General features: G+C 64.5%; 15 protein-coding genes. 3 read left to right on the top strand and 12 right to left on the bottom strand.

The window, feature by feature from the left end; translation table 11 throughout:
• Positions 1 to 30: 30 nt before the first annotated feature.
• From ACSZPK_RS10675 to ACSZPK_RS10655, 5 genes are all read right to left on the bottom strand, one after another.
• Complete coding sequence (locus ACSZPK_RS10675) at positions 31 to 579, bottom strand: C40 family peptidase (RefSeq protein ID WP_437881423.1); 549 nt, start codon at positions 577 to 579, stop codon at positions 31 to 33.
• 168 nt (positions 580 to 747) lie between these two features.
• On the bottom strand, positions 748 to 2,472 hold the full coding sequence (locus ACSZPK_RS10670) for an ABC transporter ATP-binding protein (RefSeq protein WP_437881422.1): 1,725 nt from the start codon (positions 2,470 to 2,472) through the stop codon (positions 748 to 750).
• Positions 2,473 to 2,508: 36 nt separating this feature from the next.
• Positions 2,509 to 4,242 carry an ABC transporter ATP-binding protein gene (locus ACSZPK_RS10665; RefSeq protein ID WP_437881421.1) on the bottom strand — a complete coding sequence of 578 codons (1,734 nt, stop codon included), beginning with the start codon at positions 4,240 to 4,242 and terminating at the stop codon, positions 2,509 to 2,511.
• Positions 4,239 to 5,465, bottom strand: coding sequence for an MFS transporter (locus ACSZPK_RS10660; protein ID WP_437881420.1), 1,227 nt, complete (start codon positions 5,463 to 5,465; stop codon positions 4,239 to 4,241). Before ACSZPK_RS10660 ends, ACSZPK_RS10665 begins: the two co-directional genes overlap by 4 nt.
• Before the next feature lie 2 nt (positions 5,466 to 5,467).
• Complete coding sequence (locus tag ACSZPK_RS10655; protein ID WP_437881419.1) at positions 5,468 to 7,498, bottom strand: TonB-dependent receptor; 2,031 nt, start codon at positions 7,496 to 7,498, stop codon at positions 5,468 to 5,470.
• 127 nt (positions 7,499 to 7,625) lie between these two features.
• On the opposite strand from ACSZPK_RS10655, the gene ACSZPK_RS10650 reads away from it, so the two are divergent.
• Entirely contained in the window at positions 7,626 to 8,537 is a 912-nt protein-coding gene (locus tag ACSZPK_RS10650; RefSeq protein ID WP_437881418.1) for a helix-turn-helix transcriptional regulator, read from the top strand.
• Positions 8,538 to 8,574: 37 nt separating this feature from the next.
• Here the strand turns inward: ACSZPK_RS10650 and ACSZPK_RS10645 are convergent, their stop codons facing one another.
• From ACSZPK_RS10645 to ACSZPK_RS10635, 3 genes are read right to left on the bottom strand one after another with little or no spacing between them, the layout of a single operon-like run.
• Positions 8,575 to 9,954 carry an efflux transporter outer membrane subunit gene (locus ACSZPK_RS10645; protein WP_437881417.1) on the bottom strand — a complete coding sequence of 460 codons (1,380 nt, stop codon included), beginning with the start codon at positions 9,952 to 9,954 and terminating at the stop codon, positions 8,575 to 8,577.
• Positions 9,955 to 9,961: 7 nt separating this feature from the next.
• Positions 9,962 to 11,908: a MacB family efflux pump subunit gene (locus ACSZPK_RS10640; RefSeq protein WP_437881416.1), complete on the bottom strand. Its 1,947-nt coding sequence runs from the start codon at positions 11,906 to 11,908 to the stop codon at positions 9,962 to 9,964.
• Position 11,909: 1 nt separating this feature from the next.
• Positions 11,910 to 13,127 (bottom strand): efflux RND transporter periplasmic adaptor subunit, encoded by a 1,218-nt coding sequence (locus tag ACSZPK_RS10635; protein ID WP_437881415.1) that lies wholly within the window; start codon positions 13,125 to 13,127, stop codon positions 11,910 to 11,912.
• 262 nt (positions 13,128 to 13,389) lie between these two features.
• Here ACSZPK_RS10635 and ACSZPK_RS10630 point away from each other — a divergent pair, with 262 nt between their 5' ends.
• On the top strand, positions 13,390 to 14,007 hold the full coding sequence (locus tag ACSZPK_RS10630; protein WP_437881414.1) for a hypothetical protein: 618 nt from the start codon (positions 13,390 to 13,392) through the stop codon (positions 14,005 to 14,007).
• A 135-nt stretch (positions 14,008 to 14,142) separates the two neighbouring features.
• Here ACSZPK_RS10630 and ACSZPK_RS10625 read toward each other — a convergent pair whose 3' ends face one another.
• From ACSZPK_RS10625 to ACSZPK_RS10610, 4 genes are all read right to left on the bottom strand, one after another.
• Positions 14,143 to 14,790 (bottom strand): 7-cyano-7-deazaguanine/7-aminomethyl-7-deazaguanine transporter, encoded by a 648-nt coding sequence (locus tag ACSZPK_RS10625; RefSeq protein WP_437881413.1) that lies wholly within the window; start codon positions 14,788 to 14,790, stop codon positions 14,143 to 14,145.
• Positions 14,791 to 14,947: 157 nt separating this feature from the next.
• Positions 14,948 to 17,314 carry a TonB-dependent siderophore receptor gene (locus tag ACSZPK_RS10620; protein WP_437881577.1) on the bottom strand — a complete coding sequence of 789 codons (2,367 nt, stop codon included), beginning with the start codon at positions 17,312 to 17,314 and terminating at the stop codon, positions 14,948 to 14,950.
• 178 nt (positions 17,315 to 17,492) lie between these two features.
• Positions 17,493 to 18,452: a FecR domain-containing protein gene (locus ACSZPK_RS10615; RefSeq protein ID WP_437881412.1), complete on the bottom strand. Its 960-nt coding sequence runs from the start codon at positions 18,450 to 18,452 to the stop codon at positions 17,493 to 17,495.
• Positions 18,449 to 18,964, bottom strand: a complete 516-nt coding sequence (locus tag ACSZPK_RS10610; protein ID WP_437881411.1) for a sigma-70 family RNA polymerase sigma factor — start codon at positions 18,962 to 18,964, stop codon at positions 18,449 to 18,451. The genes ACSZPK_RS10615 and ACSZPK_RS10610 overlap by 4 nt, the downstream gene beginning before the upstream one ends.
• A 186-nt stretch (positions 18,965 to 19,150) precedes the next feature.
• Between ACSZPK_RS10610 and ACSZPK_RS10605 the strand changes: the two genes are divergently transcribed.
• Positions 19,151 to 19,966, top strand: coding sequence for an HDOD domain-containing protein (locus ACSZPK_RS10605; protein WP_437881410.1), 816 nt, complete (start codon positions 19,151 to 19,153; stop codon positions 19,964 to 19,966).
• Positions 19,967 to 20,036: the final 70 nt, after the last annotated feature.

Genomic DNA, 20,036 nt, shown 5'->3' with positions numbered 1-20,036 from the left:
CCTGCGGGGCGTGGCCAGCCTGAAGCCGCTTTATTGTTGCTGCGCCACCATCTCTGTATCCGGGATCACCCGGCGCGCCAGTTGGAAGCGCTTGGTCCAGTAGTTGTCGCTGAGCTCGTCGATGCGCACGTTCTTGCCGCGACGCGGAGCGTGGATGAAACGGTCGTCGCCGAGGTAGATGGCGACGTGGTCGACGCTGCGGCCACGGACCTTGAAGAACAGCAGGTCGCCGGGTTGCAGGTCGCGCTTGGCGATCTTCGGGCCATCGACGCGGGACAGGGCGCGGGAGGTACGGGGCAGGTCGAGGTCGTCGATATCGTTGAAGGCGTATTTGACCAGGCCGCTGCAATCGAAGCCGCGCTTGGGGCTGGAACCGCCCCAGCGGTAGGGTTTGCCGAGCGCGCTCATGGCACGTTCGACGACCTCCTGGCCAGCGCTGGCTTCCATCTCGACCTTGGCGGGCGATGGTTCGTAGCTGGAACCGTTGGACAATTGGACACGGAAGGAGGCGGATACGTCGGAGGCCACACCGATGCACAGGGCGCCTCCCAGAAAGAGGGAGAGGATCAACTTATTCACAGAAACAATGACTCGAAAAGACCAGGGACCGGGCATCCTTTGCAAAAAAATCAGTACCTTGGTAACCAAAAAAAGAAGCGCCCGTCCCTCGCGCCTCGTTCACGGACCGGTGGTTGAACTGATTGGTTCAAAAATTGGTTGCTGTGCCGATGAACGGTCCTGCTTGCCTCAGCGGTTTTCCGACGCTTGCCACAGGTGAGCGTAAAGTCCTTCTTTTTCAATCAGTTGATCATGTCGGCCGTGTTCCACCAGGCGACCATCGTCGAGCACCAGGATGAGATCGGCATGACGAATGCTGTGCAGGCGATGGGCGATGACCAGCACGGTGCGGTTTTTCACCAGTTCGCCCAGGGCGCTCTGGATTGCCCGTTCGGCGCTGGGATCGACACTGGTGGTGGCTTCGTCGAGCAGCACGATGGGGGCATCCTTGAGCAGGGCACGGGCGATGGACAGGCGCTGGCGTTCGCCGCCGGACAGGTTGCTGCCGTTCTCGTCGAGCAGGGTGTCGTAGCCTTGTGGCAGGCGCTCGATGAAGTCGTGGGCCTGGGCCAATCGAGCGGCCTGTTCGATCTGTTCGCGGTTGGCGTCCTGGCGCCCGATACGCAGGTTGTCCAGCACGCTGGCGCTGAACAACTGCACATCCTGGAACACCATGGCGATCTGACTTTGCAGCAGTTCGCTGCCCATCTCGCGCAGGTCGACGCCGCCGATGCGGATATGCCCGCTATCCACATCCCACAAGCGCGCCAGAACATGCACCAGGCTGGTCTTGCCCGCGCCAGATGGGCCTACCAGCGCGGTGAGGCCACCGACCGGCAGGCTGAAGCTCAGTTGTCTGAGGGTTGGCCGCTCGGCGCCGGGGTAGCGGAAGTTGACGTTGTCGAACGTCACCTGCTGGCCTTCGGGGTGTTGCGGTTTCGCCGGCTCGGCCAGCGGTTCGACCGCCAGCAGCCCGCGCAAACGAACCAGGGATTGATGGGCGAAGCGCAGCAGCAAAAAGGCCAGGCCGACCTCGAACAGTTGTCGATAGACCGGCAGGGCCAGGACCGCGAAGAGCAGCAGGGTTTGCCCGTCGGTCTGGCCGTCGACCAGGCGTTGCACGCCGAACCAGAGCAGCAGGGCGAAGCCGATCTCCACGGCAAAGCCGAACAGCCCGACCAGGGGCGCGGGCCAGACGTCGATGCGGATCGCCGCGCGGCGCAGCTCATCCAGCGAGTCGCCCAGGCGCCGGCGTGACGCATCCAGCTGGCCGAGGCTGCGTAGCACGTTCAGGCCCTGGATATGCTCGACCAGATCGGCGTTGGCCCGGCCGCTGGCGACTGCCAGTTTTTCGCCCTGATGAGCCAGGAAGCGCTGACCCAGCACCAGCAGGAAAAAGGCACAGGGCAGGCAGGCCATGACCAGCAGACCCAGGCGCCAGTCGATCCACAGGAGAAAGGCGCTGAGCATGAAGGGCACCAGCAGGCCGCCGAAGAACACGCCAAGGGCATGGGACCAGAGGTCTTCGATGACTTGCAGGTCGCTGGCCAGGTTGGCGCCGAGCTGGCCACTGCGCTGACCTTGCAGCCAACCGAGGGGCAGGCGCCGCAGGTGGTCGGCGATGCGCAGGCGCGCCTGGCCCATCATCGCGTAGGCGCCACCGAACAGCAGCGGCATGGCTTGGCGCGCGCAGAGCATGCGCAATAGCAGGCTGGCCAGCAGGGCCAGGGTGATCCAGCCCGTGCGGGTGGTGCTGGCCTGTTGCTGTAGCAGGTCGACCAGTAGCAGGTAGAGCAGCGGGTAGGGCAGGAAGGTGCAGATCGCTTCGGCGGTGGCCCAGAGCAGGCCGCGACGGATGCGCGGGTCGCTGTAGCCGGCCAGTTCACGGCCGGCGAAGAAAAGGTCGAAAAGCATGTGCGGTCTCGTGATGTGGGTAGGCGCGGAATGACATCAAAGCTGCCAATCCGCGGCCCGCTGTTGGTCATCCCAGGACTGCCGATAGATCGTGCAGCGTTCCAGCAGGTCTTCATGGCGACCCTGGCCAATCACCTGTCCGTCCTCCAGCACCACGATATGGTCGGCGTGACGCACGCTATGCAGGCGATGGGCGACCATCAGTAGCGTGCGCCCCCTGCATTCATTCAACAGTGCGTCATGGATCAACCGGTCATTGCGCGCATCGGCATGGGCGGTGGCTTCGTCGAGCAGCAGTACCGGCGCATCGCGCAGCAGGGCGCGGGCCAGGGTCAGGCGTTGGCGTTCACCGCCGGACAGCCCGGCGCCGCGCTCACCCAGCGACGTGGCATAGCCCTGCGGCAACTGGCGGATGAACTCATCGGCACCGGCCATGCGCGCGGCGGCAAGCAGTTCCTCGTCGCTTGCCTCGGGCTTCGCCAGGCGCAGGTTGTCGGCGACGCTGCCGTGGAACAGGAACACGTCCTGCAACACGATGCCCAGGCGTTGCAGCAGGTCGTCCTGTGGCCAGTCGCGCACGTCCAGGCCGGCGATACGCACCTGGCCGCTGTCCGCTTCCTGCAAACGGCCGAGCAGACGCAGCAGGCTGCTCTTGCCCGAGCCGGAGGCGCCGACTAGGGCGGTGACCTTGCCGGCGGGGGCGGTGAAGCTGACGCCGCGCAGCGCCGGTTGGCCATCGTAGGAGAGCCGTACGTCGATGAACTGCAGATCGTGCGGTGTATGCGCTGGCGGAGCGATTGCCTGCCCCACGAGCATCTGCGGCGCCAGCAGCAATGCGTCGATACGTTGCATGGCCTGCTGCCGGCGTTGCTGTTCGCCGAGCGCAAAGGTCAGGCGCAGCAAGGGTTGCAGTACCACCGGTGCGACCAGCAGGAACAGCACCACGGTGGCTGCGTCCACCTCGCCACGGCCATGCAGCCAGACGCCCAGCGGCGCGACCGCCAGCAGGTTGGCCGAGAGCAGCACGGTGAACCAGGCCCAGCCGGTGGACAGGCGGGCGGCGTGTTTTTCGACCCAACGCACCAGCCCCTGCACGTTGTCCTGCAGATTGCCAAACGCACGCGCCTGCAAACCGAACGCCTTGACCACCGGCATGCCGCGCAGATATTCCAGCCATTGCGCCGACAGGCTGGCCTGCATTGCCTGCCAGTCGGCCATGCGTTGCTCGCCGCCACGCATCATCATCGCTTGCAGGAGAATGGCGAATGGCAGCGGAATCAACGCCGCCAGGCCCAGGCGCCAATCCATCGCCAGCAACAGGGCGAAGGCGCACAGCGGCGTGGCCAGCGCGGCGGCGGCATCGGGCAGCATGTGGGCGAGCAGGCCTTCGAGGGAGCCGACGTCATCCATCACCACCTTGCGCAGATCGCCGCTGCTGCGCGTGGATTGAAACCCCGGCGCGGCCCCGGCCAGGCGGTCGGCGATACGCAGGCGCAGGCGGTGGATGACATCGAAGGCGCCCAGGTGAGCCAGGGCATGACTCGCAGCCATCATCGCCCAGCGCAGCAGCACCGCGATTACGGCGTAGAACACCCAGTGCTGCACGGCGTCGAGGTCGGGCGTGGCCGAGAACAACAGGTCGGCGATCCGGTACAGGCAATAGAACGGCGCCAGGCTGGCCAGGGCCGACACGCAGGCCAGCAGCGCCGCGCCGCCCAATGACCAGGGCGCCATGCCAAGCAGCGCCCGGACCGTGAGTGGCTGGTTCATCCGTGCTCGCCCTGCAGGTGCATGCGGCGCAGGCAAACGGCGATCAGCAACCAGGCGAGCGCGCCGGCCAGCCAGGCGCCGACGAAGGCGTTGGCGTAGCCGAAGGCCTGGCCGAGGCCGCCGATCACGCTGGCGCCGACCATGTTGGTCAGGCTCTCGCAGCATTGCATGGCGGTGTAGTCGGTGCCGGGGCGTTCCGGCGCGGCCCAGTTCATGAACAGCGCCCAGATGGTCACGTAGAACGCACCTTCGAAAATGCCTTGCACGCCGAAGCCCAGGTAGTAGGCGCGCAGATCGCGAACGCCCGTGCTTTCCAGAAGCCACGCCATGCCCAGTACCAGCGTTGCCAGCGCGCCGGCGATCAACACCGCGCGCCGGTTGCCACAGCGCCTTACCAACGGAATGCCGAGCAGCACGCCGCCGGCCGCCATCAACAACAGGTTGCTGACTTGCAGCGAGCCGGCCTGCGACACGTCCAGGCCACGGTCGATCAACCAGGCCTTGGTCAGGGTCGCCACGGCGGTGCTGGCGAACTTGAAGCTGATCGCCACGCCCAGGGCGCACCACAGGTCACGGTGCTGGCGCAGGTCGCGCAGGCGCACGTGATGGTCGGCACGGGTCAACGGGTCTTCGCCATGCCAGTCGCGGCGCAGCAACAGCGGCAGGTAGAGCAGCGGCATCAGCACGGCGATGGCCAGCATCAGGCCGCTCCAGCCCAGGTGCGGATAGACCATCAGCAGCCCGCCACCGCCAGCGAGCATGCCGAGGATGAAACCGGCCACCTGCATGGCGTTGGCCGGCCCGGCGCCTTCGCCTTGCAGGCGGCTGACGGCATAGGCGTTGGTGGCGATGTCCTGGGTGGCGCAGATCAGGTTGAGAGCGACCACGCCGATCAACACCGCCGTGAGGTGGCTGTCCGGCGAGAATGGCATCAGTGCCAGGCAGGCCAGCATCAGCAGGCCCTGGCTGACGTACACCACACGGGCGATACCCCAGCGCCGGCAGGCGTTGTCGATCGGGCCGGCCCAGAGGAACTTGAGCGCCCAGGGCAGGAACGCCAGGCCGACCCAGCCGATCATGGCCACGTCATGGCCGCCACTGCGGATCAACACCGGCAGAGCGTCGAAAGCCAGGCCGGTGGGCAGGCCCTGGGCGAAGTACATCAACGCCAGGGCCAGGTAGTCGCTGCGTCGGTCGCGGGAAGCGCTGATTGCCTGGCGCATGCTCAGAAGTCCACGCCGACGGAGACACCGAGGGTGCGCGGCGCACCGGCGATGAACAGGCCCTGGGAGGCACGGGTGAAGTATTCGGCATTGCCGAGGTTCTTGCCGTAGACGCCGAAGGTCCAGTTCTGCACTCGATAGCTGGCATTGGCGTCGACCAGGGTGTAGGCGTCGTTGGTGTACTGATCGTCCGGGTACAGGTAGGACTTGGCCTGGCGGCTGACGGAGAGACCCAGGCTCCAGTGGTCGTCAGGCGTCCAGGTCGCCGAAAGGCCCTGGCTGTTGCGCGGGGCATTGGCGAACTGTTTGCCGGCGTAATCGTTGCCGTTGTCATCGATATACGTGTCGTACTCGGCCTCGAGCCAGGCGGCGTAGGCGTGCAGCGCCAGGCTGTCCAGCGGGCGCAGGGTCGCGCTCAGTTCCAGGCCCTGGTTGTGCGACTTGCCGGCATTGGCGGTCAGGCTCTGGTCGGCCAGGCCCAGGGTCACCACCTGTTGGTCACGCAGGCGGGTGTAGAACAGGATGCTCTGCAGTTCCCAGCGTTTTTCGAGATCACGCACGCGGTAGCCGAGTTCGACGTAGTTGCCATATTCCGGGTCGTAGCTTTCGCCAGCGGAGTTCGGGTTATAGGCGTAGACATTGAAGCCGGAAGCCTTGTAGCCGCGAGCCAGGGTCAACCAGGCGAAGTTCTGCTCGTTGGGCTGGTATTCCAGGGTGAAGCGGGGCAGGGCCACGGTGTCACGCACCTTGAGGCCGTCGATACGGAAGTTGCCTGGCGTGAGGTAGCCGGTGATGTCCGCCACATCCGCCGTCCAGTCCATTTCCCGTCGGTTGTGTTCGACGCGCAGCGCCATGGCCGCTCGCCAATCCGGCATGAAGCGCCAGCCCAGCTCACCGAATGCGGCGACGGTATTGCCGTCGACTTCAGCCGTGGTGTCGGTGGTGTAATAGGGGCTCATATCGAACAGGTAGGGCGCCTTACGCTTGATGTGCGAGGCGAAGCCACCGACCATCCAGTCGAAGTCGCCATCGACACCGGACAGGCGCGATTCCAGGCTGAACTGGCTGGTCCTGGAGTCGAAGCCTGTCGAGCCGCCGAAAGCCGAGGTAGGCACCCAGTAGCTCCATTTGCTTTCGCCGCCGCCGAGCAGCACGACCAGTTTGCGATTGTTGGCCAGCTCGCGGCGATACTCACCGGAAAGCAGGGTGTATTCGATGTTGTTGCGCCCCGACATGGTGTTTTCAGACTCATGCTTGCTGGCCAGGTCGCGGCTGCTGAAATAGTCGTTACCGCCATGGTTCTGCATGTGGTGCAGACCGAGGCGCCATTCGCCGCCGGCATCGTCGAGATGCAGCAACTTCAGGCGAGCGAAGCGACTCTTCCAGTCGCCGCCCTTGTCGTTGAGGTCGTGGTTGTCGATGAAACCATCGGATTTCTCGCCACCGACCACGGCCCGCAGCGCGGTGTTGTCGGTAAGCGGGATATCGCCTGAGACTTCGGCGCGGCGCCGACGATTGCTGCCGTATTCGAACTGTGCGTGACCGCCGGCGGTGAAGCCCGGATCACGGCTGCGCAGCGCAACCACGCCGCCCATGCTGTTCTGCCCGTACAGGGTGCTCTGCGGACCTCGCAGGATTTCCACCTGCTCCAGGTCGAAAGGCTGACCCAGGCTCATGCCGACGGTCGGGATGCCGTCGATGAAAACGCTGGAACTGGTGCTGTCGGATTCGTCGTCGGAGAAGCCCAGGCCACGAATGGTCAACTGCGGCGTGTTCGGGGTGAAACCCGTGAAGTAGACGTTGGGCGAGCGTTGGGCGATTTCGCCGAGGTTCTCGTAGCGATAGGTGTCGACTTCCTTGCCATCGACCACGCTCAACGCCGACGGGGTGTCGAAGGCCGTGGTGTCCTGCTTGCTGGCACTGACTTTCACTTCGGGCAGGGCCAGGGGATCGGTGGATTCCTCGGCCAGCGCCACGCCAGGGAAGGCAATGATCAGAGAGAGCGCGGTTCTGCGTAGCGGGCAGTGAATCATTGGGGGTGCTTCCTGAATGGATGACGAATTCCTTTGATGATATTGATTCTCATTGTATAAGCTGCCCCAATCGGTTCGCTCACTGCCCCAGGCGGTACTTTTTTGCGAACCCGTGGGGAGAACGATCATGTCCATCGATAAGGCGGTCGATATCGCCGGCCTGCTGCCGACCGATTTCGTCGAGCGTGACGAGCTGTGGCCGGGTGCGCCGCAACGCATGGGGGCCTATGTCGGCCAGAGTGGTTTGCAGGGCTTCGCCAGCCACAGCGAATACCAGGTGCCGATCCGTATCGCCATGTGCGACTCGGAACCGCGCCTGCACCTGAGCGTGTGGCTGCGCGATGGCGTGGACGTGTGCATCGAAGGCAAGCGCAGTCGGGTCAACGGACGCGACATGGTCACTGGCTTCATGCCCGGCGTGCCGCTGGAGACGGACTTCCACGGGCGGGCCCACCATGTCGGCCTGATGTTCCGCCCGGATGTGCTGGAGACGCTGGCGGGGGAAGAGGGCGCGCTGTTCTTCGAGCGCCTGCGCCGGGGTGGGCCAATGCGCTCGCGGCCGGGCGATGCGCGTACGTTGCAGGTCGCCCATGAGCTGGACACGCTGCTGTTGTCGGCGCGCCCGCACCCGCTGCTGTGCGAGGCCAAGTGCCTGGAGCTGCTGGGCTGCTTCATGCTCGCCGACGAATCCATCCAGCTGCCTGCGCATGGCGAGCGCGAGCGCTTGCAACACGCGCGCGAACTGCTGCTGGCGAATATCGCCGAGCCGCCGACCATCGCCGATCTGGCCCGTGCCTGTGGCTTGAACACGCTCAAGCTCAAGCGTGGTTTCAAGGCGCTGTTCGGGTTGCCTGTATACGCCTTCTACCAGCAGGAGCGCATGCGCATCGCCCATGACTTGCTAAGCCGTGGCGCGATGAGCGTGACCGAGGTCGGCAGCCATATCGGCTACAACAACCTCAGCCATTTCAGCGCCGCGTTCCAGCGCAGCCACGGGGTGTTGCCGAGCGAGCTGCGCAAAAGCGGTTTCAAGCTGTAAGCCTCAAGCCAAGAACCTGTCCGGCGTGCGCTGAAGTTCAGCGCGTCTCCTGCGCGTCTCCCCCCAGCGCCTGGGCCAGGGTGATGTAGTTGAGCAACTGGTTGAGGCGATTCTCGGCCAGGGTGGTTTCCGCGCTGCGACGGGTTTCCTGGGCGGTGAGCCAGGATTGCAGGTTCACCGAGCCCGACTCGTAGCGGATGCGGTAGATGCGCTCGGCCTCCTGGGCTGCGCTCAACGCGCGTTCCCGCATGCCTTCCTGCTCGGCGTAGTGGCGACGGCCGGCCAGGTTGTTCTCCACATCGGCCAGGGCTTCATAGAGGGTCTGGCGGAAGCTGGTGACGGCCAGCTCGTAGTCGGTCTTCGACACGGCGATATTCAACTGCATCTGCCGGTATTCCAGGAACGGCAGGCTGATACCCGCGCCGAGCGTACCGAGCGGGTTTTTCAGCAGGCTGCCGAGGGCGGTGCTGGAGTAGCCGAGGGTGCCGGTCAGGCTCAGGTCCGGGTAGTAGCTGGCGCGTGTCGAGTCAAGGGTCTTCAGGGTGCTGCGCAAGCGCAACTCGGCGGCACGCAGGTCGGGGCGGCGCGACAGCAGCGAGGCCGGCAGGTCGGCGGCGACCGCGGGCAGAGTGGTTTCGGCAAGGCGTTGTGGCTCTTGCATTGCCACCGGCGTCACGCCGTCGAATAGCACGGCCAGCGCATTGCGCTGCTCGACCAGTTGCTGGCGCAATTCGACATCGCTGGCCAGCTGGGTTTCCAGGCTCTGCCGGGCTTCGGCGAGTTCCAGTGGCGACGATTGGCCGGCGTCGTATTGCACCTGGACCAGGGCCAGGGTCTGGCGCGCGTACTCGATGCTGGCGGCGCTGGTGGCCAGGCGTTCGTTGAGGTAGGCGATCTGCCAATACTGGCTGGCCACGGTGCCGATCAGCGACAGGCGGGTGGCGGCGTAATCCTGTTCGGTCGCCAGGGCCTCCAGCTCGGCGGCGTCGGTGGCGCTGCCCAGACGGTTCCACAGATCGGCTTGCCAGCTCACCGAACCGGTCAGTGAATAGCTGTGCGTGGTGCTGCCTTCGCCGGTCAGCGTGCGGCTACGGCCGGCGCTGGAGCTGGCGCTTGCCGTGGGCCACTGTTCGGCGCGGGCCAGGCTGGCCTGCAACTGGGCGCGGCGGATATTGAGCAGCGCGGTGCCGAGGTCGTTGTTCTTCGCCAATGCCTGTTCGACCAGACTGTCGAGTTGCGCGTCGCCGAAGGCTTTCCACCAGTTGGCATTGCTGCCGGCCTGGTTCTCGGCCAGTTGCTGCCAGTTGGCCGGCACGTTGCTCGGCGGACGCTGGTAGGGCGTGCTGAGCAGCGAGCCGCAGCCGCCGAGCAGCAGGGCGAGAGTCAGGGCGGTTGCCGTCTTCAAGGGAAATCGCATCACGGTTCTATTCTCGGGAAAGGGCATCGACGGGGTCCAGGCGGGCGGCGTTGCGGGCCGGCAGGAAGCCGAACACCAGGCCGATGACCGTGGAGCAGAGGAAAGCGGCGACGATGGAGCCGGCGGAGAACACCAGGCTGAACTCGCTGGTGAAGTGGCTGAAGACCGCGCCGAAGGCCAGCGCCGAGAACACGCCGAGCGCACCGCCGATCAGGCACACCAGCACCGCCTCGATGAGGAACTGGCGGAGAATGTCGCTCTGCCGCGCGCCGACCGCCATGCGCACGCCGATCTCGCGGGTCCGCTCGGTGACCGACACCAGCATGATGTTCATCACCCCGATGCCGCCGACCAGCAGCGAGATCAGGGCGATGGCCGAGATCAGCAGGGTCATGGTCTGGCTGGTCTTCTCGATGGTCTGGCGGATGGTATCGGTGTTCATCACGAAGAAATCCTGCACCCCGTGACGGCGCTTGAGCAGGCGGATGATGCCTTGCTCGGCGGCGTCGCTGGAGACGCTGTCATCCACGCGCACGGTGATGCTTTCCAGGTAGGACTGGCCGAGCATGCGGTTCATCACCGCGGTGTAGGGCAGGTAGACCCGTAGGGAGTCGCTGCCGCCGAAGTTGCTCTGGATCGGTTCGAGCACACCGATGATGCGCACCGGAACATTATCCAGCAGGACCACCTCGCCGATGGCTTGCTTGCCGGCGAACAGCTTCTTGTAGGTGTTGTCGTCGATCACCGCGCTTTGCGAGGACTCGCGCACGGCCTTGCTGTCGAAGGCGCGGCCCTGGGCGAAGGTGTAGCCCTTGGCGCGGAAGTATTGCTCGCCGACCCCGCTCATCGACACGCTCAGGGCCTGGTCGCGGTAGCGCAGGGTGCCGGAGTTGGACACCGACGGCGTGACGCTGTCGACGAAGTCCTGGCCGGCGAGGGCGTCGGCGTCGGCCGGTACCAGGGTCTGGATGCGCGCCGAGCGCCGATCGCCGAAGCCATTGCCGGGGAACACGTCGATGGTGTTGGTGCCGATGGCACTGATGTTTTCCATGATCTGCTGCTGCGAGCCCTGGCCGAGAGCGACCACCGAGACCACCGAGGCGATACCGATGATGATGCCGAGCATGGTCAGGAAGGTGCGCAGCTTGTGCGAGAGCATCGCCAGCAGGGCCATGCGGAAGGCTTCGCGGAACTGCCCGAAACCAGCCTTGAGGGCATTGGCCCCGCGAGCCTGGGCGGGTTCTTCGAGGGCCCGCACATCGTCTTCGTCAGGGCGCAGGCGGCGGTCGGCGATGATGCAGCCGTCGCTGATCTCGATCATGCGGTCGGCGGTTTCCGCCACCTTCATGTCGTGGGTGACGATGATCACCGTGTGCCCGGCGGCATGCAGCTCGCGCAGCAGCTTGAGCATCTCTTCGCCGCTGTGGCTGTCCAGTGCGCCAGTGGGTTCGTCGGCGAGGATCACCTGGCCGCCGTTCATCAGGGCGCGGGCGATGGACACGCGTTGCTGCTGGCCGCCGGAAAGCTGGCTCGGCTTGTGCCCGAAGCGTTCGCCCAGGCCCAGGCGCTGCAGCAGTCCTTGCGCACGTTCGCGGCGGCTGGCGGCGTCCTTGCCCGCGTAGATGGCCGGGATCTCGACGTTGCCCACGGCATCCAGGTCGCCCAGCAGGTGGTAGCGCTGGAAGATGAAGCCGAAGTATTCGCGGCGCAGCTCGGCCAACTCGTCCGGCGACAGCTGGCCGGTCTCGCGGCCGGCGATGCTGTAGGTGCCGGCGCTCGCCCGGTCCAGGCAGCCGAGGATGTTCATCAGGGTCGACTTGCCCGAGCCGGAGGTGCCGATGATGGCGACCATCTCGCCTTGCTCGATCTTCAGGTCGACGTCCTTGAGCACGGCGATGGTCTGCTCGCCGGCCGGGAATTCGCGGCGCAGGCCGCGCAGTTCGAGGAGCGCCATGTTACAGCCTCATGGGCGGGCCGCCGCGGCCCATGCGCAGGGTGGTGCTGGAGCCGGCCGCGGCGTCGCCGAGCACGACCTTGTCGCCGACCTCCAGGCCTTCGATCACCTGGGCGTTGAGCGAGTCTTCCAGGCCTGTGCGGATCTGCCGGGGCTCGACCCGGCCGTCCTTGCCCAGCACTTCGACGGTGTAGCTGCCATCACGGTTGGCCGTGCCCAGCGCCGATACCGGGATACTCGGCGTGCCCTTGGCGCTGTCGAGGATGATGTTGACCTCGGTGGTCATGGAGATGCGCAGCTTGCCGTCCGTGTTGGGCACGTCGAACACGCCGATGTAGTAGATCGCCGTGTCGCTGGATGACGACGAGCTGGACGATGAGCTGGAAGAGCTGCTGGTGCTGTCGCTGCTGTTGATCGAGTCCGGCGCCGGTTCGATCATGCGCAGGGTGGCGGCATAGCGTTTGCCGGGCTCGCCGAGGATGGTGAAGTACACCGGCAGGCCGGGCTTGAGGTTGACCACGTCGGCCTCGGAGATTTCCGCCTTGACGGTCATCTGGTCGAGCTGGGCGACCTTGACGATGGTCGGCGCCGACTGCGCCGAGTTCACCGTCTGGCCTTCCTTGACCACCACGCCGACCACGGTGCCGTCGATGGGCGCGGTGATCTTGGTGTAGCCGAGATCGACCTGGGCCGTGGACACCTGGATCTGCGCCTGTTCGATCTGCGCGTCATAGGCGGCGACCTGGGCCTTGGCGGTATTCAGGTCGGCCTCGGCGGTTTCGTAGTCTTCGCGCGAGCTGGCGTTCTGCGCGAGCATGGCCTTCTGCCGGTTGAACGCCAGTTGCGTCTTCTTCAACGTCGCCGCCTGGACGGCGCGCTGGGCCTTGACGTTGGCCAGCGAGGCCTTGGCGTTGGCCAGTTCGTTTTCCTGGGTCGAGGAGTCGATGTCGGCGATCGGGTCGCCCTGCTTGACCTTGTCGCCGAAGTCGACGTACAGCTTGGTGATCTGCCCGGAAACCTGGGCACCGACGCTGACCTGCTTGTAGGCCTCCAGGGTGCCGGTGGCGATGACCGTCTGCTCGATGTCGGCCTTGCGGATCTCGGCGGTGAGCAAGCCACCGTTGGGCGGCGCGGGCAGCAGCCAGGTCTTGAGGAGATAGCCGCCGATCAGCAGAGCAGCGGCAGCGGGGATCAGGTAGCGCGGGCGAAGTCTGGGCATCGTCGTGTACGTGGCGGTTTCGGAGGGTTGCCACTATAGGGAGTGCCGTGTCGATTGGGGGTAAGGCGGAGGTAAGGAATGAGTAAAGGCGCAAGCGAGAGCGGCTGGCGCCAGGTAGATATACCTCGCGTTCGTCGTGGATGAGCGAAAAATCCCGACCCGAGGTGCAGGATTTTTACGTTTCGTTCGTCTTCTTACTGAGGGATGCGCGTACAGGCTGTGCGCATCGATCTTTTCGCCTTCCGAAAACAAGGATTCCCCGATGTCTTTCTTCGCTTCCCGCCGCGCATTCGCGGCACTGCTGGCGCTCGGTTGCGCGCCGCTGGTCCAGGCCGAATACCTGTGGATCGATCGCAGCGCGGGCCAGTCACAAGCCGTGCTCAGCGACTACCAGCCCAGCGAACGCCTGGCCTTGAAAGGGCTGCTGGAACCACAACTGCGCCTGGCCGATGGCAAGTTCCAGGACCTCGCCGCCTCGGGCGAGGCCTATGTCGTGAGTGCCCCGGCAACGAGTGATGTGCGCGTGCTGGCGAAAAAGCCCGACGGCAATGCCCTGACCATCTACGAGGCCCGTGAGGGCCGCAGCGACACCAAGGCCCAGAATGACCTGGAACTGGTGCCGCTGACCGCCAACGGTAATGTCTTCCAACTGCACTGGAAGGGCACCGTGGTTTCGGCTTCGCAGGTCAACGTCCACACCAGCGCGCAATGGGCCAAGGTGCTCAAGCCCGCCGCTGACGGCAGCGTCACCCTGGATACGCCGTTCCCCGGTCGCTACGTGCTGGAAGTCGCCGCGCAGATCAACGGCTCGGCGACCGTCGACGGCAAGAAGTACGACAGCGTGACCCACGTGGCGACGCTGTCGTTCGAGGTGAAATAAGCCGTTGAGAAGCGCTTGATTCGGGGCTGGCCGTCGTCGAACCGCCAGCCTCCAGCGCTTTTATTGGTCGTCACTCCCGCGCAGGCGGGAGTCCAGATCACTGCCATTCCCGCTTGCGCGGGAATGGCGATTTCCTCAGGCTGCCTGCCGCCCCGCCAACACCCGTAGAATCGCGTTCAGCAAGACCCCATACAACGGCACGAACAGCAGCAGGCTGACCGCCAGTTTGACGCCGTAGTCCACCGTGGCGATTTCCACCCAATGCGCGGCCATGAACGGGTCGCTGCTGTGCCAGAACGCCACCGAGAAGAATACGAAGGTATCCAACAGGCTGCCGACGATGGTCGAGAAGGTCGGCGCGACCCACCATTGGCGCAGGCGCCGCAGGCGATCGAAGACCTGGATGTCGAGAATCTGCCCGAGTACATAGGCGAGGAAGCTGGCGACCGAGATACGCAGCACGATCTCGTTGAAATCCAGCAAAGTGCCCAAGCCGTTGAAGCGGCCTTCCTGGAACAGCACCGACACGACGTAGGAGGCGAGCAACGCCGGGACCATCACTCGCGCGATGACCTGGCGCGCCGAGTCCTTGCCGAGCAGGCGCACGGTCAGGTCGGTGGCGAGGAAGATGAACGGGAAACTGAACGCGCCCCAGGTGGTGTGCCAGCCCAGCAGGGTGATGGGCAACTGCACCAGGTAGTTGCTGGCGATGATGATCAGGATGTGGAATGCGATGAGCACGGCCAGCGCCATACGTTGGCGCGGCTCGGGGAGCAGAAGCATGGCAGGCACCTTTTTGGTCGATGGGGTTAGGGAACCCATGTCGCCCGGGATGGGCGACGGCGCGCATCTTACCCTTCGGAGCAGGGTTTGCGTAGGGACGTGGCATGCCTATGCATCGGCTCACGGTTTCTTTCCCTGAAACCGTGAACGCTATCGGTCAGAAACGATATTCCAGGCTGGTCATCAGGTTGCGTGGGGCGCCGTAGACGATCCAGGTATCGGCATAGGCCGCATATTTGCGATCAAAGACGTTATTCAGGTTTGCGCTGGCGGTTAGGTTGGATGTGATTTCATAACGGGCCATCAGGTTGACCAGCGCGTAGCTGCCCTGGGTATAGGTGTGCAGGTCCTGACCGATCTTGCTCTGCCAATTCACGCCACCTCCCACGGTGACCTTGTCCAATACGCCCGAGAGCCGGTAGCTGGTGAAGGTCTTCAAGCTATGGCGAGGAATGTTGGTGGCAATGCGTTCGTCATCCTGGTCGGTGCTGACGTTGTATGCGTAGCCGACAGAACCTTGCCAGTTGTCGCTGAACTGGCCGTTGAACTCCAGCTCCAGGCCCTCGCTGGTCGTACCTTGTTCCGCCCTGTAGATATCGGGGGCGCCGACATACACGGCCAGGTTGTCCTGCTCGATGCGGAACAACGCCATGCTTGCGGTCAGCCGGTCATCGTTGAAGCTGCCTTTGACACCTATTTCGTAACCGACGCCTTCCTGAGGCAGCAAAGGCTTGTTGTTGACGTCCTTGATGCCGTAGGCCTGGGGATTGAATATCTGCGTATAGCTGCCATAGACCGACCAGGTCTGGTTGAGGTCGTAGACCAGGCCGGCATAGGGCAGGAATACCCCGTGGCGGTTCTCGACGTTACGTGTGGGCGTTTGGCCGAAGGTTTCTTCGGTGTTGTCGCGCTTCCAGTCGGTTACCCGGCTGCCGAGAATCAGGCTGGCGTCATCGTTGAGGTGAAAGCGGGCCGTGAGGAATGCGGCGTATTGATTTTCCTTGATGTAGGTCTTGCCGACAGTTGTGAAGTCCGGACGTGGACCGGTTCCGTCCCAGGTGTAGAAGTTGTCGATGGTGCCGTCGTAGCCAGTCCAGGGGCCGACCCAACCGCCATGGTTCGGCGTGTTTTCCCGGTAGCGGGACAGGGTGAGGCCCGTGATCAGTTCGTGCTCGCGACCGAACAGGCTGAAGGGGCCGGTCAGGTAGCCATCGAAGGCGTCCTGGCGCGGGGTGCCGCTCCAGCGGTTCGGGTACATGTAGCTACCCGCACCAGTTTGCTGGTCGATGGATCCATTCATGTAGTTGGTTATCTGATCGAACTGGTTCTCGCTGTGGCTGAGCTCCAGCTTGCCGCTCCAGCCATTGGCGAACTGGTGCTCCAGCGACGTGAAGAGGTTGGTCTGCTTGGTGTCGTTATAGGCCCAGTCGGGTGCGGTATTGGTGGAGCGGCTGAAATCGGTTTTCACGCCATTGCTGAAATAGGCCGGGAAACCGGCACGAATCGGCGAGTCGTTGTGCTTGTTCAGGTAGCTGAAACCGACGGTCAGTAGCGTCGAGTCGTCGAGGTCGAACTCGCTGATAGCGTAGATCAGCTGTGATTCCTGGGTCAGTCGATCTACCCAGGAATTCTGGTCCTTGTAATCGACCACCAGCCGCCCACGAATGCTGCCTGCATCGTTGAGCGGTCCCGAGGCATCGAAGCCTACGCCGTAACGGTCCCAGGTGCCTGCCTCGGCGTTGATGGCGAATTGCGGATCGTAGGTCGGGCGCTTGCGGATCATGTTGATCGTCGCCGATGGCGTACCGGTGCCGCTGATCAGCCCGGTAGCCCCACGAATGATCTCGACGCGGTCATACATGGCGGTGGCCTGGGTGGTGTTGTCCAGTCGCGACGACGTCGGAATGCCATCGATTTCGAAGTTGTTGATCTGGAAGCCCCGCGACCAATAGGTATTGTTTTCGGCGCCCACGCTCACGTGGTTGACGATGATGCCCGGCGTCGCGTCCATCACGTCGGTCAGGTTGGCCAGCTTCTGGTCGTCCAGTCGTTGACGAGTGATTACCGTCAATGACTGCGGTGTTTCCTTGGGGGTCAGGTTGAGCCGGGTTGAACTGCTCGACGAGTAGGTGGTGTAGGAGCCGCTGCCTTCGGTGGTCGAGCCAGGGGCCTTGCCGGAAATGCTCAGCGTATTGAGTTCCAATGCGCCTGTTTGCTCACGGGGCTGGAGCAGCCAGTTACCGCTTTCGGTCCGGCTGGCCGTCAGCCCGCTGCCAGCCAGCAGTGCGTTCAGCCCTCCCAGTACGCTATAGCTGCCGTGCAACGCCGGCGCCTGCTTGCCCTGTACTAGGGCGGGATCGAAAGGCAGGGTGATGCCGGCTTCCTGGGCGAAGCGGTTGAGGGCGTCTTCCAGCGAGGCGGCAGGCAGGTCGTATTGGCGGGCTTCGCTCTGGACTTGGGCCGCGCTGGCTACGGCGGGCAGCAGTGACGCGCTGAGCAACAGGCCGTGCAGGGCCATGGCCATGGCCAGGGCGCTACGGCGCCAGGGGATCGGACGATTCGACACGATGAACTCCTTCTTTTGGCAGGGTGTTTTCCCTGTCTGTCGAAGGGCTCGGAAAAACCCGTAAGACGTTTTGCGATTTATTCGTAATGCGGCACGTAAGTGGCAGCGTGAGCGTGTGAAGAGGTTGTGCCCGGTTTCATCTTGTCATTACCTGTGTCCATAGCGGTGTGAATCGCTCGATGCGCACCGGCAGGGAGTCACTGAGCGCGCTCAGGGCCTGGTCGATATCGTCCAGTTGGAACACGCCAGACACTTCCAGGCCTGCCACCGCTGGATCGCAGCCCAGCCAGCCACGGCGGTAGCGCGACAGTTCGGCGACCAGCGCGTCCATACGCATGCGCTTGGCCACCAGTTGGCCGCGGGTCCAGGCGCTGGCGTTGAAGGTGTCGTTTTCCACCTGGCGGCTACCGGTTGCGTCGATCAGGTATTCCTGCCCGGCGCTCACACGCACCTGGCCAGCACCAATCGCCACGATACCGTCTTCCACCCGTAGGCGGGTGCGCCCATCTTCCAGGCGCACACCGAACGCGGTGCCGATGGCTTGCAGGCGGGTGTCGCGGGTCTGCACCCAGAACGGTCGACGGCCGTTGGCGGACTGTGCGTCAGCCCCGGTGTCGATGAAGACTTCGCCTTGCAGCAACTCGATCAGGCGCAGGTCGGCGCCGAAATGGATATTCACGGCGCTGGCAGTGTTGAGGTGCAGGCGCGTGCCATCGTCGAGGGTGAACACGCGGCGTTCGCCGGTCGCGGTGGCGAAGTCGGCGCGCAGGCCCGGGGACTGGCGCCAGGTCAGCCAGCCGGCGCTGCTGGCCAGCACGCCGAGCCCCAGCAGCTTGAGGGTCTGGCGGCGGTTGTGGCGGCCATCCTGCAGGCGACCGAGGGTGGTCGCGGCGACATTGCCGGGCAGGGCGGCCAGGGCGTGGAAGTCCGCCTCGTTCTGTTGCAGTGCTTGCCAGGCCTGCTCATGCAGCGGATTGGCCTTACGCCATTGCGAACAGGCTTCGATAGTCGCCGCGTCGGCATGGCCGGACTGCAGGCGTACCAGCCAGCCGATGGCCTGGTCGAGTACGGCATCGGGAAGCGCTGGCGCGTTCATTGATCCAAGCGCGCCAGGTAGCAGTGGCGAATGGCCTGGGCCATGTACTTTTCCACCGAACTCAGGCTGATGCCCATCTGCGCGGCGATGTCCTTGTAGCCCAGGCCTTCCAGGCGCGACAGCAGGAAGGCCGTGCGCACCTTGGCGGGCAGTCCGTCGAGCAGGGCATCGATGCGCGCCAGGGTTTCCAGCAAGATCAGTTGCACGTCCGGCGAAGGGACTTCTGCATCCGACAGGTGGGCGATGCTTTCCAGGTAGGCGCGTTCGACCCGTTGCCGGCGGATCCGGTCGACCAGCAGGCCATGGGCCACGGTGCTCAGCCAGGCACGAGGCTGGCGCAGCTCCTGGACCCGCTGCGGTTTGCCAAGGATGTGCACGAAGGTGTCATGGGCCAGGTCGGCGGCGTTGTCCGCATGGCGCAAGCGTTTGCGCAGCCAGTCGAGCAGCCAGCCGTGATGATCCCGGTAGAGGCGGTGGATCTCGGAGGAGAGCGGAGTAGGTGACGACGACACGGCTGCCTGCACATGGGTAGCATTTAAGAATGCATCGCATCTTAAAGAGGTCGGTACGTTGCGGCAATTGCCGATTCGCCGCGATGGAGCAGGCCATCGGGATGTCACAAAAAAGCCCATGCAACCGGCCGGCGTGCTCGCTGGAACTTGCCTATTCTTGGCTGAGCATTAGCCAGGAGGTCTCCCATGGATATCGAAAAACTGTTCGCCGAGCTGCACAACCTGCCCAGCGTTCCCAAGGTCGCCCAGGACCTGATCCTGCAATTCGACAACCCCGCGACCAGCCTGGAAAGCGTGGCACGCAATATCGAGCGAGATCCGGTGATTGCCGCCAAGGTCCTGCGCCTGGCCAACTCGGCGCGGTTTCGCGGCGCCCGCGAGGCGACCAGCATCGAGGATGCGGCGATGCGCCTGGGCTTCAACACCCTGCGCACCCTGGTGCTGGCTTCGGCGATGACCGGGGCCTTCAAGGCGCCACCCGGCTTCGACCTGAAGGGCTTCTGGCTGAACAGTTTTCGGGCGGCCAGCGTGGCGCGAGTGCTGGCCAAGCAGGGCGGCAAGGATGCCGACGCGGCATTTACCTGCGGCATGATGCACGGCATTGGCGAACTGCTGATCCAGACTGGCGCACCGGAATACGCGGCACATCTGCATGGCCAGGCCGGAACGGCCCACGCTGCCCAGGAGACCCTGCAACTGGGCTTCGGCTACCCCGAGGTAGGCGCCGAACTGGCCAAGCGCTGGAACCTGCCGAAACTGATCCAGACCGCCATCGGTTATCAGGCGCGTCCGTCCCTGGCGCCGGATGATCGGAGCTATGCCTTCATCGTCGCCCAGGCCGTTGCGATCGGTGATGCGTTGGCGGTTCACGGCGGGCCGACTGCGCAGGCACGAGAGAATATCGAGGGGCCGTTGTTCGACGGCGTCGACCTGGAAAAATTGTTCGCCGCGCTGCCGGCCGTCCTGGAGGCGGACAAGGCATTCGAGGCGTTGCTGGTTTGAGTGAGCGCAGAGGGCGGTTCGGCTTGAATGGCTGGCGCCCGTGCCTCCTGAGCGCGTAATACTGGAAGCC

It is taken from the genome of Pseudomonas sp. LRF_L74, assembly GCF_965644255.1.
GTDB lineage: Bacteria > Pseudomonadota > Gammaproteobacteria > Pseudomonadales > Pseudomonadaceae > Aquipseudomonas.
The sequence above is the reverse complement of the archived record's forward strand: the minus strand, read 5'-3'. Positions and strand labels throughout refer to the sequence as shown.